The organism is Bradyrhizobium sp. AUGA SZCCT0182 (assembly GCF_018130185.1).
Taxonomy (GTDB): Bacteria; Pseudomonadota; Alphaproteobacteria; order Rhizobiales; family Xanthobacteraceae; genus Bradyrhizobium.
The window spans coordinates 157234-170391 of sequence record NZ_JAFCLY010000001.1 but is presented as its reverse complement, the minus strand read 5'-3'; the positions used below and the strand labels follow the sequence as shown (position 1 = coordinate 170391).

Annotated in this window: 10 protein-coding genes; 4 read left to right on the top strand and 6 right to left on the bottom strand. The window is 60.9% G+C overall.

Translation table 11 applies throughout. The annotated features are described in order from the left end of the window. Positions 1 to 20: 20 nt before the first annotated feature. Positions 21 to 632, bottom strand: a complete 612-nt coding sequence (locus JQ611_RS00825) for a hypothetical protein (protein WP_212464235.1) — start codon at positions 630 to 632, stop codon at positions 21 to 23. 510 nt (positions 633 to 1142) lie between these two features. On the opposite strand from JQ611_RS00825, the gene JQ611_RS00820 reads away from it, so the two are divergent. The 4 genes from JQ611_RS00820 to JQ611_RS00805 all read left to right on the top strand — a co-directional run bounded on the left by JQ611_RS00820 (position 1143) and on the right by JQ611_RS00805 (position 6355). Further along, positions 1143 to 1436, top strand: a complete 294-nt coding sequence (locus tag JQ611_RS00820; protein ID WP_212464233.1) for a hypothetical protein — start codon at positions 1143 to 1145, stop codon at positions 1434 to 1436. A 147-nt stretch (positions 1437 to 1583) separates the two neighbouring features. Next, entirely contained in the window at positions 1584 to 3527 is a 1944-nt protein-coding gene (locus JQ611_RS00815; RefSeq protein WP_212266931.1) for a PrkA family serine protein kinase, read from the top strand. A 21-nt stretch (positions 3528 to 3548) separates the two neighbouring features. Next, positions 3549 to 4820: a YeaH/YhbH family protein gene (locus JQ611_RS00810; protein ID WP_212266999.1), complete on the top strand. Its 1272-nt coding sequence runs from the start codon at positions 3549 to 3551 to the stop codon at positions 4818 to 4820. After that, positions 4817 to 6355 carry a SpoVR family protein gene (locus JQ611_RS00805; RefSeq protein WP_212389850.1) on the top strand — a complete coding sequence of 513 codons (1539 nt, stop codon included), beginning with the start codon at positions 4817 to 4819 and terminating at the stop codon, positions 6353 to 6355. Before JQ611_RS00810 ends, JQ611_RS00805 begins: the two co-directional genes overlap by 4 nt. Before the next feature lie 22 nt (positions 6356 to 6377). Here the strand turns inward: JQ611_RS00805 and JQ611_RS00800 are convergent, their stop codons facing one another. The 5 genes from JQ611_RS00800 to JQ611_RS00780 all read right to left on the bottom strand — a co-directional run bounded on the left by JQ611_RS00800 (position 6378) and on the right by JQ611_RS00780 (position 13017). Beyond that, positions 6378 to 6782 carry a hypothetical protein gene (locus JQ611_RS00800; RefSeq protein ID WP_212266996.1) on the bottom strand — a complete coding sequence of 135 codons (405 nt, stop codon included), beginning with the start codon at positions 6780 to 6782 and terminating at the stop codon, positions 6378 to 6380. 462 nt (positions 6783 to 7244) lie between these two features. After that, the gene (locus JQ611_RS00795) at positions 7245 to 8108 is read right to left on the bottom strand and encodes a DUF4344 domain-containing metallopeptidase (protein WP_249132821.1); all 864 of its coding nucleotides are present in this window, start codon (positions 8106 to 8108) and stop codon (positions 7245 to 7247) included. Positions 8109 to 8345: 237 nt separating this feature from the next. Next, positions 8346 to 9401 carry a 2-oxoacid:ferredoxin oxidoreductase subunit beta gene (locus tag JQ611_RS00790; protein ID WP_212266925.1) on the bottom strand — a complete coding sequence of 352 codons (1056 nt, stop codon included), beginning with the start codon at positions 9399 to 9401 and terminating at the stop codon, positions 8346 to 8348. Next, positions 9398 to 11248 carry a 2-oxoacid:acceptor oxidoreductase subunit alpha gene (locus JQ611_RS00785; protein WP_212266922.1) on the bottom strand — a complete coding sequence of 617 codons (1851 nt, stop codon included), beginning with the start codon at positions 11246 to 11248 and terminating at the stop codon, positions 9398 to 9400. The genes JQ611_RS00790 and JQ611_RS00785 overlap by 4 nt, the downstream gene beginning before the upstream one ends. Continuing rightward, positions 11218 to 13017: an FAD-dependent oxidoreductase gene (locus tag JQ611_RS00780; protein ID WP_212464232.1), complete on the bottom strand. Its 1800-nt coding sequence runs from the start codon at positions 13015 to 13017 to the stop codon at positions 11218 to 11220. Before JQ611_RS00780 ends, JQ611_RS00785 begins: the two co-directional genes overlap by 31 nt. Positions 13018 to 13158 lie beyond the last annotated feature (141 nt).

Genomic DNA, 13158 nt, shown 5'->3' with positions numbered 1-13158 from the left:
ACTCGATTGCCTTAAAGCTGTCACTTATGCCTGAGCGCCGCGAGTTCCTTGCGGTCGGTCACCAGCTCGGCACATTCGCGCAGATCGGCGCGATCGACCCGGAAAATCTTGTCGTCGGCGCCGGCTACCAGATCATTGCTGGCATCGTCGTCGGGCTTGCTGCGCTCCCAGATCCTGATCCGCTCCAGCCGGATGATGGCGGATTTGTCGTCCTTCATCGCGACATCGATGCCGCCGCCGTCGCAATCGATGCCGCAGCCGAAGCGGATCTCGTTGCCTTTGTCCTCGGCGACGACATGGTTGCAATAGCCGCTGGAGTCGAAATTGCCCGGCCGATGCCGATGTTTGACGCCGATGCGGAAGGAGTAATTGGTGATCTTCTCTTCCGGCGGGTTTTCGGCGGTGACCAGCAGCTTCATCGCGCTGACTTTTTGCTTGGGATGCTGCGCCAGGTGGTGGGCGTCATAGCGGCGGACGAAGCAGGCATAGGTCTTTTGACCGAGGGGGCCGGCGAACATCCTGTTGTCGAAGACGGCAGCTCTTGCCTTGTCGACGTCGTCCTGGGCATGGCCGGGGCCGGCAAGCGAGGCCATCGCGGCCAGCGTGAGGGTACACAGGAAGATACGCTTCATGATCGTCCCTAAATGCGTGACACACCGACCGTCCGCACGGAAGCGGTGCGGCGCCAGGCGCCGCCAAGGTTCGGCTTCGATCTGTTGATTGGTCGCAGGCGGCCGCGGCTGCGTTCAATTTCAGGCAGTTGGCGGGAAAACCGTGCTGCTGGCAGCCGCTTGCCTAAATATTGAGCGACGCGCCCATTCGCGCCCCATGATTTGCCCGCATTGTGCCTTGCACAATAAATCCCGGCCGGTGTCCAATTCGGACCATGACCTGGAGCACGCCTGACCCAATTGGACGCAGCGCGGGTTTCGTTTTTGCGCCGCACTCAGGAGGACCGGCGAATTGGTTGCGCCGGACTAATCCAAAAGTACTAGCGCGCGAGCCTCTTGTATCGGTTCGCCGCGTTCGGGACTTGATTACAGTCGCAATGAACGCCGCCGTGACGGCGTTCATGCCGACGAGAACGCAAACGTCACCCGTCGTGGTGAGTGGCATAAGCCCGAGAAGCGGAATTCGCGCGTTTGGATTCGTCGAACGACACCGAACAGAGAGATGATCTGCCGAGGATGACGCAGCCTGGAGTGATCTGGATTTCCGATCGCCCGTTATGGTCCAACGCGCTGAACGGACGCCGCGCGCGGCGTGCATTAATGAATCGACAAGCATTGCGGCGGCGCGTGTTCAACCGCGCGAATTCTGCAGGTTCGTTCATCTACCTGAAAAACCAGTACTTCTCCGGATGCCGCATGTTGCACTCCGGTTACAGATTCAGTGGATTCCAGTACATTCTTGAGCTCCCGAGTCGTTTAGCATGACTATTGCATTGCGTGAGGGAGTCAGTCGCGTGTCAGATATCACATCTGCTGTTGGTGATTCGCGATTGGGTACGCAGGAGGCTTGCCGGGGCTTGGAACTTGGCCAGCGCATCCTACGTTATAGCTGAACCATGAGGAGATGAATCTATGTACAACGATTCTCTGTTCAACGCGTTTGCTCGCTCCTTCGAAGCCAGAAGTCAGAGCGACATGTCGATGGCGGACTATCTGGAATCGTGTCGAAGCGATCCACTTAAATATGCGAATGCGGCCGAACGGTTGCTCGCGGCAATTGGCGAACCTCAGATGATCGACACGGCCAGGGACCAACGCCTTGGCCGTATTTTTTTGAACCGCACCATGCGCACCTATCCGGCCTTTGCCGGCTTCTATGGCATGGAGGAAACGATCGAGCGCATCGTCGGATTCTTCCGGCACGCCGCTCAAGGCCTCGAAGAGCGCAAGCAGATCCTCTATCTGCTCGGGCCCGTCGGCGGCGGCAAGTCATCGCTCGCCGAACGCCTGAAGGCGTTGATGGAGGTTCACCCCATTTATGTCTTGAAGGCCGGCGACGAACTCAGTCCCGTCTTTGAAAGCCCGCTCAGCCTGTTTGACCCGGAAACACTCGGGCCGATGCTCGAGGAAAAATACGGCATTCCGCGCCGCCGCCTCAACGGCTTGATGAGCCCGTGGTGCTACAAGCGGCTCGAATCGTTCGGCGGCGACATCTCGCAATTCCGTGTCGCCAAGATCCAGCCGTCGCGGCTGCGGCAGATCGCGGTCGCCAAGACCGAGCCGGGTGATGAAAACAACCAGGACATCTCCTCGCTGGTCGGCAAGGTCGACATCCGCAAGCTGGAAACCTTTGCCCAGAACGACCCCGACGCCTACAGCTATTCCGGCGGCTTGAACCGCGCCAACCAGGGCATCCTCGAATTCGTCGAGATGTTCAAGGCGCCGATCAAGATGCTGCATCCGCTGCTGACGGCGACGCAGGAAGGGAATTACATCGGAACCGAAAACATCGGTGCGATCCCCTTTACCGGTGTCATTCTTGCGCACTCCAACGAGTCCGAATGGCAGAGCTTCAAGACCAACAAGAACAACGAAGCCTTCATCGACCGCATTTGCGTCATCAAGGTGCCGTATTGCCTGCGCGTCACCGAAGAACAGAAGATCTACGAGAAGCTGATCCAGGGCTCTGAACTCGCCGCCGCGCCCTGCGCGCCGTCGACGCTGGAGACGCTGGCGCGCTTCTCGGTGATGTCGCGGCTGCGCCGTCACGAAAACTCCACCGTGTTTGCAAAGATGCGGGTCTATGACGGCGAAAGCCTGAAAGAGTCCGATCCCAAGGCCCGCAGCGTCCAGGAATACAAGGATGCCGCCGGTGTCGACGAAGGCATGGACGGCGTCTCGACCCGCTTCGCGTTCAAGGTGCTCGCCGCAACCTACAATCACGATACGTCGGAGGTCGGCGCGGATGCCGTTCACCTGATGTATGCGCTGGAACAGTCGATCCGTCGCGAGCAGCTCCCTGATGAGACCGAAAAGCGTTACCTCGAATTCATCAAGGCCGAACTGGTGCCGCGATATGCCGAGTTCATCGGAAACGAGATTCAGAAAGCCTATCTCGAATCCTATTCGGATTATGGCCAGAACCTGTTCGACCGTTACGTGGATTACGCCGACGCCTGGATCGAAGATCAGGACTTCAAGGATCCCGACACCGGACAATTGCTCGATCGTGAATTGCTCAATCAGGAGCTGACCAAGATCGAGAAACCTGCGGGCATCGCCAACCCGAAGGACTTCCGTAACGAGGTCGTGAAGTTCTCGCTGCGGTCGCGGGCCCAGAACGGCGGCAAGAATCCGGGCTGGACCAGCTATGAAAAGGTTCGCGAGGTGATCGAAAAGCGGATATTCTCGCAAGTGGAAGATCTGCTGCCCGTCATTTCGTTCGGCTCGAAAAAGGACGGCGAAACTGAGAAGAAGCACGACGATTTCGTCGCGCGGATGGTGGACCGCGGTTACACCGAACGGCAGGTCCGCCGGCTCGTCGAATGGTACATGCGCGTGAAGCAAGCCGGCTGAGGCGGATGCGAAGTGGTTGCTATTCACATCGTTGACCGGCGGCTGAATCCGGGCAGCAAGAGTCTCGAGAACCGTCAGCGGTTCCTGCGCCGGGCGAAGGCGCTGGTTCAGCAGGCGGTCAAGAAGACCTCGCACGACCGGGACATCAAGGATGTCCTGGAAGGCGGCGTGGTCAGCATACCGCTCGACGGCATGGACGAGCCGCGGTTCCGCCGTGAAGGCGGCACCCGCGACATGGTGCTTCCCGGAAACAAGAAGTTCATCGAAGGCGACATGCTTCCGCGCTCGGGCGGCTCGGGCGGCAAGGCCGGCGGCGCGGGTGAGGGCGACAGCGAAGACGCGTTCCGCTTCGTTCTCAGCCGCGAGGAATTCGTCGACCTGTTCCTGGACGATCTCGAATTGCCTGATCTCGCCAAGCGCAAGCTTGCCGAGGTGGAGAGCGAAGGAATCCGCCGCGCCGGTTATGCGACATCAGGTTCGCCGGCGAATATTTCCATTCCCCGTACCGTGAGCCGCGCGATGGCGCGGCGGGTGGCATTGCGGCGGCCGAAGCCGGAAGAGATTGCGGCCCTCGAAGCCGAGCTGCTGATTTGCGGCGACGAGGCGCGCCGCGCCGAACTGCTGGCCGAGATCGAAGCCCTGAAAGCCAAGGCCAAGCGGATCCCGTTCATCGATCCGATCGACATCCGATATCGGCGGTTCGAGACCACGCCGAAGCCGATTGCCCAGGCCGTGATGTTCTGCCTGATGGACGTCTCGGGCTCGATGACCGAGCACATGAAGGATCTCGCCAAGCGCTTCTACACGCTGCTCTATGTCTTCCTGAAGCGGCGCTATCGCCATGTCGAGATCGTCTTTATCCGCCATACCGACCGCGCCGAAGAGGTCGACGAGGATACATTCTTCCATGGCCCGGCATCGGGCGGCACGCTGGTCTCGAGTGCACTGCAAGAAATGCACGAGATCGTGCGTTCGCGGTTCCGCCCGGCGGACTGGAATATCTACGCCGCGCAGGCTTCCGATGGCGACAATTCCACGTCCGACGGCGAGGTGGCGGGCCGGCTGCTGACCGAGAAGATTCTGCCGGTCAGCCAGTTTTTTGCCTATCTCGAGGTCGGCCAGGATGCCGGCCTGACCTTCGAGATGCCGGATTCGTCGCTATGGACGCTGTATGAGCGCCTGCGCCTCGCCGGCGCGCCGCTGTCGATGCGCAAGGTCTGCGAGCGCAGCGAAATCTTCCCGGTGTTTCACGATCTCTTCCAGCGCCGTGTAAGACAGGAAAGGGCACCATGACAGACAAGCGGCTGTTTCAGGGCGCCGATTGGGATTTCCCGACGCTGCAGCGGATCCACGACGCCTGCGAGGAGATCGCGGAGTCCGAACTCGGGCTCAACGTCTATCCGAACCAGATCGAGGTGATCACGGCCGAGCAGATGCTGGACGCCTATTGCTCGGTCGGCATGCCCTTGTTCTACAAGCACTGGTCGTTCGGCAAGCACTTCGCCTATCAGCAGGCGTCCTACCGCAAGGGCCTGATGGGCCTGGCCTATGAGATCGTCATCAACTCGTCGCCGTGCATCTCCTATTTGATGGAGGAGAACACCGCGACCATGCAGACGCTGGTGATCGCGCACGCCGCCTTCGGCCACAATCATTTCTTCAAGAACAATTATCTGTTCAAGCAGTGGACGGATGCCGACGGCATTCTCGATTATCTCGAGTTCGCCAAGACCTACGTCGCGCAGTGCGAGGATCGCCACGGCCGGTTGGCGGTCGAGCAGACGCTCGATGCAGCGCACGCGCTGATGTCTCATGGCATCAACCGCTATCCCGGCAAGAAGCTGCCCGATCTGCGCGTCGAGGAGAAACGGGCCCAATATCGCCGCCAGCACGAAGAAAGCGTGTTCAATGATTTGTGGCGGACCATTCCGACCGGACCGGTCAAGAGCGTGGCAACGCTGAGCGCCGATCGCCGCCGCGCGCTGCTCGGCCTGCCGCAGGAAAACATCCTGTACTTCCTGGAAAAGACCGCGCCGCGCCTGGCGCCCTGGCAGCGCGAGCTGCTGCGAATCGTGCGGCACATCGCACAGTATTTTTACCCGCAGAGCCAGACGAAGGTCATGAACGAGGGCACTGCGACCTACGTTCATTACCGCATCATGAACCGGCTGCACCTGCAGGGGCGGCTCTCCGACGGCAATTTCCTCGAATTCCTGTCGTCGCATACCAACGTCGTATTCCAGCCCGACTTCGACAGTAAATATTTCTCGGGCTTCAACCCCTACGCGCTCGGTTTTGCGATGATGCAGGATATCGAGCGCATCGTGACCAATCCCGAGGACGAGGATCGCGAATGGTTCCCGGATATCGCCGGCAAGGGCGATACGATGGGCGTGCTCCGCGATGTCTGGGCCAATTACCGCGACGAGAGCTTCATCAGCCAGTTCCTCTCACCGCGGCTGATGCGGCACTTCCGCATGTTCCATTTGCATGATGATCCGGCGGAGACCGCCGGCATCAAGGTCGATGCGATCCACGACGAGCGCGGCTATCGGCGCGTGCGCCGCGCGCTGTCGCGGACGTACGATGTCGGCTTCATCGATGCCAATATCGAAGTCGTCGATGTCGATCTCGCCGGCGATCGTCATTTGATGCTGCGCCATACCGTGTTGAACGGCGCGCAGCTCAATGACACCGACGCCAAGCGCGTGCTGCAGCACCTCGCCGACCTCTGGACATACAACGTCTCGCTGGTCGAGGTCGACGCGACCGGCAAGGTGCTGAAGGAATACGTCGCCAACCCGCGCGGGCTGGCCGCGGTGGCGTAGCTACTCCGGCGATCCCGAGCGATCAGCGCCCGCGCGTCGGCAACTTCGGCAGTTTGTGCGGATCGAATGCTGGTATGGGCTCGCTCGCCTCCGGGGCGCGCGCCTGCTGGTTGTAAATGAGCGTTCCCTCCAGGAGCAGGCCTGGGAACTGTTCCGCCGTTCCGATGTAGGTCGCTATCTTGCCGGTGCACGTTCCCTGCAGCTTAAGCTCGAGTTCCTGATCATCGCCAAATACGGTTGGCAGCCCGTCGGTGTGTTTTCTTGTGATGACGACTGCGGTGAATCGGTCTCCGTCGACTTCGCATGACCCCTCGTAGGTCATGACGCCGTCGCGCCCCCAGATCCTGCCGTTTGCAACATGGACGATGCCAGTGCCTTGGCTTACCGGGGTCTTGAACCATGCCGCATAAGTACCGTCCTTGAGCACGGTGGAACCTCTTCCTTGAGCGTTCACAAGAGGGTCGATCATCGGCACGACCAGCCTAAGACTCCATTAATCGCCGCCCTCTCGGAAAGGGCGGCTTTTCTTTTGCCGTAGTCTTACGGAGCAAAACTCCATTGTTCCGACTGGTTTCGTACACATCCTATCGAGATGGGTCAGCCAATACGGGAAATCCGAGTTTGCGAAAAGTGCCACGCCGAAATGCGGCTGTTAGGCAAGCTGCCCGCTATCGGGGCCAAGCCACTCATCAAGGTTTTCCGTTGCTACCAGTGCAACCGCATTGAGACGCGCACAATAAGGTCGGGTGCACTCGGCAGACCCTTTCTTCGTACGTCCCGCTCTGCCGCAGGCCGGCGTTGATCTTTTCCAGCGCTGACGAGCCGAGGCACAATTCGCTGGTCGGCCGCGGGGTGGGTTAGGTGTCGGCTGTTCCCGCGTCCCCAAATCCTATCGACGCGCCAGGTTTGCGCGACGGGCGTTGACGGTTCGTGCCCAGGTTCCGTGAAATTTTCCGGCAAGGCGCTGGTCAATATGCGGCTTGATCAGCTTGGTCATGGCAAAGTTGAGGTCATCGTATTCCCTTGCGCAGACCTCGGCCCGGTCCTTGGGCAGGAAGCCCCTTTCGACGACGTCGGCAAACAACGTCTTGTCTGCGCCATAGGCGACGCACAGAATGTTGAACGTCCGCTGCGCCGGCGTCGAATGCTCACCTGAAAGCGATTGGATCGGAACGGTGACATGCGGTCCCGGCATCTGAATCGCATGATGATAGGCGGAGCCCAGGATCATTCTGCGGGCCTCGTCCGTGCTTAGTCGAAGCATGACGTAGGCGGCGAACTGATCGGCGGCATCTTCCTCGCGGCCGAGCACGGGTATTTGCAGCATGTTGAAAACCGCATGCGCGGTCTCGTGCAGGAACACCGCGAGAATTGGGCCCAGCACAGTGTCGGCCCGGGATAATCCGCCGGGAAGGTCTTGCGGCGGCGCGCTCTTCAGGATGTTCGCCAGCATTTCGTAACACACGGTGATGACTTCATCGTCGTACCAGGCGTTTGCGGCGCCGTCGCAACCCGCGACCTTCAGCGTCAGCGGGTAGGAAAGGCGGAGTGGACTAAGCAGTTCCTGCAGGTGTTCGAGTGCGTGACCCTGCTTCATTTGGTCGTGGATCGGCTGATGTGCCGGGTCCTTTGGCGACACATATTCGTACTTGATCTGGTTCGGCTTGCTTTTGGGGGCTGCGCTTGCACTGCCGACGGTCCAAAAGATCGTTGCCGCCAGGGCCGCGGCAATCGCGGCAGGTTTGTGCCTCATCATATCTCTCAACTATGAATGATAAAAATTTACGGCGGCAAGTGTATCGACGCGTGGTCGAGCAGCCATAGCACGCCCGTCGGATTCCGTGGATAACGAATCCGGTCGGGCTTATTGTCGGCAGCGCGGCCGCGATGACTGCTTGGACGCAAGCAGGCACGCCAACCGATGCCTGCTTCCGAGGCTAAAGCTCATATCGCAGGATGCATCGACGTTGCAGCCTGACGACTGCATGCGCTAACGCAGGCTGGCGTTGATCTTTTCCAGCGCTGACGAGCCCGGGCACAATTCCTTGGCTTCCAGCGTATTGAGCGGCGTCTCGACGGTGTCGAGATGGGTGTGCATGTCTTCGGCGTCGGGATCGACATAGAGCAAGCCGGTTACCACCTGGCCCTTGGCGGCGTGCTTCTGCAGGAAGGTCATCGCCGCCAGCCGGTCATTGGCGTCGTAATCGGCGTCGATCTTGCGTAGCGCCAGCCTGGTGCCGTCGTGCTGCTCCACCACCTGCACCGAGCCCGGGGCATAATCGACGGTGATGGGGTCACGGCTGGTGATGACGTCGAGGCGGTTGACCGCGTCGTTATGTTCGCGGACGTAGTCAAAACTCTTGGTCGAGCCGGCGTGGTTGTTGAAGGCGATGCAGGGGCTGATGACGTCGATGAATGACGCGCCCTTGTGACGGATGGCGGCGGCGATCAGCGGCACCAGCTGGGTCTTGTCGCCGGAGAAGCTGCGCGCCACGAAGCTGGCGCCGAGCTGCAGTGCGATCGCAACCAGATCGATGGCGTTGTCGGTGTTCATCACACCCTTCTTGGATTTCGAGCCGCGGTCGGCGGTGGCCGAGAACTGGCCCTTGGTCAGACCGTAAACGCCGTTGTTCTCGACGATATAGGTCATGTTGACGCCGCGCCGGATCGAATGGGCGAACTGGCCGAAGCCGATCGAGGCGGAATCGCCGTCGCCGGAGACGCCGAGATAGATCAGGTCGCGGTTGGCGAGGTTGGCGCCGGTCAGGACCGACGGCATGCGGCCGTGCACCGAGTTGAAGCCGTGCGAATTGCCGAGGAAATAGTCCGGCGTTTTCGAGGAGCAGCCGATGCCGGAGATCTTGGCCACGCGATGCGGCTCGATCGACAACTCGTAGCAGGCCTCGATGATCGAGGCGGTGATCGAGTCGTGACCGCAGCCGGCGCACAGCGTCGAAATCTTGCCCTCGTAGTCCCGGTGGGTGTAGCCGAGATCGTTCTTCGGCAGGCCGGGATGGTGGAATTTCGGTTTTGCAATGTAGGTCATGACACGGCCTTGCGGAGAGGAGTCACTTTCAGATGGTCCTGATGGTCGCCGATGGCGCTGGCGATGAAGCGCGCGGTGATCGGAGTGCCGTCATAGTGCAGGATCGGCACCAGCCGCACCGGATCGATGCCGTTCTCGTTGACGATCAACTGGCGCAGCTGGGCGTCGCGGTTCTGCTCGACCACGTAAACGAAGTCATGGTCGGCAATGAAGCTGGCGACGCTGGAGTGGAACGGGAAGGCGCGAATCCGCATGCGGTCGAGGTGGTGCCCGCGCGCCTCGAGCAGGCCGATCGCCTCGTCCATCGCCGGTGCGGTCGAGCCGAAATAGATCACGCCGTATTTGGTCGGCTTGGCGGCGTTGGCCTGCAGCGGCCGCGGCACCATGTCCTGCGCGGTCTCGAACTTGCGCATCAGCCGCTGCATGTTGTCGGCGTAGACGGCGCCTTCTTCCGAATAGCGCGCATAGCGGTCGCGCGAGGTACCGCGGGTGAAGAACGAGCCTTTGGTTGGATGCGTGCCGGGATAGGTGCGGTAGGGAATGCCGTCGCCGTCGACGTCGAGATAGCGGCCGAAATCGCGGCCGGGCTCGTCGAGCATCTCTGCGGTCATCACCTTGCCGCGGTCATATTGCCGGGCGTCGTCCCACTTCAGTGGACGGCAGAGCCGGTGGTTCATGCCGATGTCGAGGTCGAGCATCAGGAAGATCATGGTCTGCAACCGCTCGGCGAGATCGAACGATTGCGCCGCGAATTCGAACGCTTCCGCCGGGTCTTCCGGGAACAACAGGATATGCTTGGTGTCGCCGTGCGAAGCATAGGCGCAGGCGATGATGTCGCATTGCTGGGTGCGCGTCGGCATGCCGGTCGAGGGGCCGGCGCGCTGGATGTTCATGATCACGCCGGGAATTTCGGCGAAGTACGAGAGGCCGATGAATTCCGTCATCAGCGAGACGCCGGGCCCGGAAGTCGCGGTGAAGGCGCGCGCGCCGTTCCAGGAGGCGCCGATCACCATGCCGATCGATGCAAGCTCGTCCTCGCCCTGCACGATAGCGTATTTGGCCTTGCCGGTTTCGGGGTCGTGCCGCAGCTTCTTGCAGTGGCTGGTGAAGGCCTCCGCCACCGACGACGACGGCGTGATCGGATACCAGGCGCAGACGGTGGCGCCGCCATAGACGGCGCCGAGCGCGGCCGCGCTGTTGCCTTCCATGAAGATGCGGTCGCCGACCTTGTCGGCTTTCTTCACCTGCAGCCCAATCGGGCATTTCAGGTTCTGCAACGCCCAGTCGCGGCCCAGATGCAGCGCGTGGACGTTCGAGGACAACAGCTTTTCCTTGCCCTTGTACTGTTCTGATATCAATTGCTCGACGATCTTCGGGTCCATGTCGAGCAGGGCGCACATCGCGCCGAGATAGATGATGTTCTTGAACAGCTGGCGCTGGCGCGGATCGGTATAGGTCGAGTTGGTGATCGCGGTCAGCGGTACGCCGATGACGTTGATGTCGGCGCGGAATTTCGACGTCGGCATCGGCTTGGTGGAATCGTAGAACAGATAGCCGCCGGGCTCGATCGAGCCGACGTCCTTGTCCCAGGTCTGCGGGTTCATCGCCACCATCATGTCGACGCCGCCGCGGGCGCCGAGATGGCCTTCCTCGGTCACCCGCACCTCGTACCAGGTCGGAAGTCCCTGGATGTTGGAGGGAAAGATGTTGCGCGGGCTCACCGGCACGCCGTGGCGCAGGATCGAGCGCGCGAACAGCTCGTTGGCGCTGGCCGAACCCGAGCCGTTGACGTTGGCGAAACGGACGACGAAGTCGTTTACGCTGCTGATCGGGCTTTGGTCTGACATGTTGATCCCGCGTGAGTCATATCGATGAGGTACTTCTGCATGTCCCAGGCTCCGGTGGGACACCGCTCGGCGCAGAGCCCGCAATGCAGGCAGACGTCTTCGTCCTTCACCATGACGCGCCCGGTCTTGAGCCCATCGGCGACATAGAGCGCCTGGTCGTGATGCGGCGAGGGCGCCTTCAGCCGTGTCCGCAGGTCCTCTTCCTCGCCGTTCTCCGTGAAGGTGATGCAGTCCATCGGGCAGATGTCGACGCAGGCGTCGCATTCGATGCAGGCGGGGGCGCTGAAAATCGTCTGAATGTCGCAGTTCAGGCAGCGCTGCGCTTCACCGAGCGCGAGCTTGACGTCGTAGCCGAGCTCGACCTCGGCGCGGATGTCCTTGAGGGCGATCACCTTGTCGCGGTGCGGCACCTTGTAGCGTTTGTCGGCGGAGATGTCGTTGTCGTAGCTCCACTCGTGGATGCCCATCTTCTGCGACGAGACATTCACTTCGGGAAGCGGGCGCTCGGTGATGTCCTCGCCGGAGAGCATCTTGTGGATCGACAGCGCGGCGTCATGCCCGTGCGCCACCGCCCAGATGATGTTCTTGGGGCCGAACGCCGCGTCACCGCCGAAGAACACTTTCGGGTTGGTCGAAGCGAAAGTCTTGGCATCGACCTGCGGCATGTTCCACTTGTCGAACTCGATGCCGCAGTCGCGCTCGATCCAGGGGAAAGCGTTTTCCTGCCCGACCGCGACCAGCACGTCGTCACAGGGAATGGTCTGGTCCGGTTCGCCCGCGGGCACCAGGTTGCGCCGGCCCTTGGCGTCATATTCCGCCTTCACCTTCTGGAAGGTGACGCCGATGAGCTTGCCGGCTACATGCTTGAATGCCACCGGCACCATGAAATTGAGGATCGGAATGTCCTCGTGGATGGCGTCTTCCTTTTCCCAGGGGCTCGCCTTCATTTCCTCGAAGCCGGAACGCACGATCACCTTGACGTCTTCGCCGCCGAGGCGGCGCGCGGTGCGGCAGCAATCCATCGCGGTGTTGCCGCCGCCGAGCACGATCACGCGGCGGCCGATCTTCTCGACATGGCCGAACGAAACCGAAGCCAGCCATTCGATGCCGATATGGATATTGGCGGCGGCCTCCTTGCGGCCGGGGATCTCGAGCTCGCGGCCGCGCGGCGCGCCGGAACCGACGAAGATCGCGTCATAATTTTCAGCCATCAGCTTCTTCAGGCTGTCGACGCGATGACCGCCCTTGAACTCGATGCCGAGGTTGAGGATGTAATCGGTTTCCTCGTCGATCACCGAATCCGGCAGCCGGAACTTTGGAATCTGGCTGCGCATCATGCCGCCCGCCTTGGGGTCGGCATCGAACACGGTGCAGTGATAGCCGAGCGGCGCAAGATCGCGCGCCACCGCTAGCGAAGCGGGACCGCCGCCGACCAGCGCGATGCGCTTGCCGTTCTTCGCCGATACCTTCGGCATGCGGTGCTTGACGTCGTCCTTGAAATCGGCGGCGACCCGCTTCAGCCGGCAGATCGCAACGGGTGTTTCCTCGACGCGGCCGCGACGGCAGGCCGGCTCGCATGGTCGATCGCAGGTGCGTCCCAGAATTCCGGGAAACACATTCGATTTCCAGTTGATCATGTAGGCGTCGCTATACCGCCCCTCGGCAATCAAACGGATATATTCGGGAACTGGCGTGTGAGCGGGGCAGGCCCATTGGCAATCAACCACTTTGTGAAAGTAGTCCGGCGCCGAGATATCAGTCGGTTTCATTCCTACCTTTTCCGCGTAGCAATCCGAACGCGGCCTTGTTTGCCTGAACGCTCAGTAGGCGTTCTTGTGGTTTTTGAATTGGATCATAGGCTTATCTTATCGGAGCTTAGAGCCATTCCAGATGAGTCACAAAGGCAAATT

What these genes read in the sequence shown, in the direction of transcription:
- JQ611_RS00780 (WP_212464232.1), bottom strand. Translation starts at nt 13,017, where the DNA reads ATGAAACCGACTGATATCTCGGCGCCGGACTACTTTCACAAAGTGGTT.
- JQ611_RS00790 (WP_212266925.1), bottom strand. Translation starts at nt 9,401, where the DNA reads ATGACCTACATTGCAAAACCGAAATTCCACCATCCCGGCCTGCCGAAG.
- JQ611_RS00795 (WP_249132821.1), bottom strand. Translation starts at nt 8,108, where the DNA reads ATGAGGCACAAACCTGCCGCGATTGCCGCGGCCCTGGCGGCAACGATC.
- JQ611_RS00785 (WP_212266922.1), bottom strand. Translation starts at nt 11,248, where the DNA reads ATGTCAGACCAAAGCCCGATCAGCAGCGTAAACGACTTCGTCGTCCGT.
- JQ611_RS00815 (WP_212266931.1), top strand. Translation starts at nt 1,584, where the DNA reads ATGTACAACGATTCTCTGTTCAACGCGTTTGCTCGCTCCTTCGAAGCC.
- JQ611_RS00825 (WP_212464235.1), bottom strand. Translation starts at nt 632, where the DNA reads ATGAAGCGTATCTTCCTGTGTACCCTCACGCTGGCCGCGATGGCCTCG.
- JQ611_RS00805 (WP_212389850.1), top strand. Translation starts at nt 4,817, where the DNA reads ATGACAGACAAGCGGCTGTTTCAGGGCGCCGATTGGGATTTCCCGACG.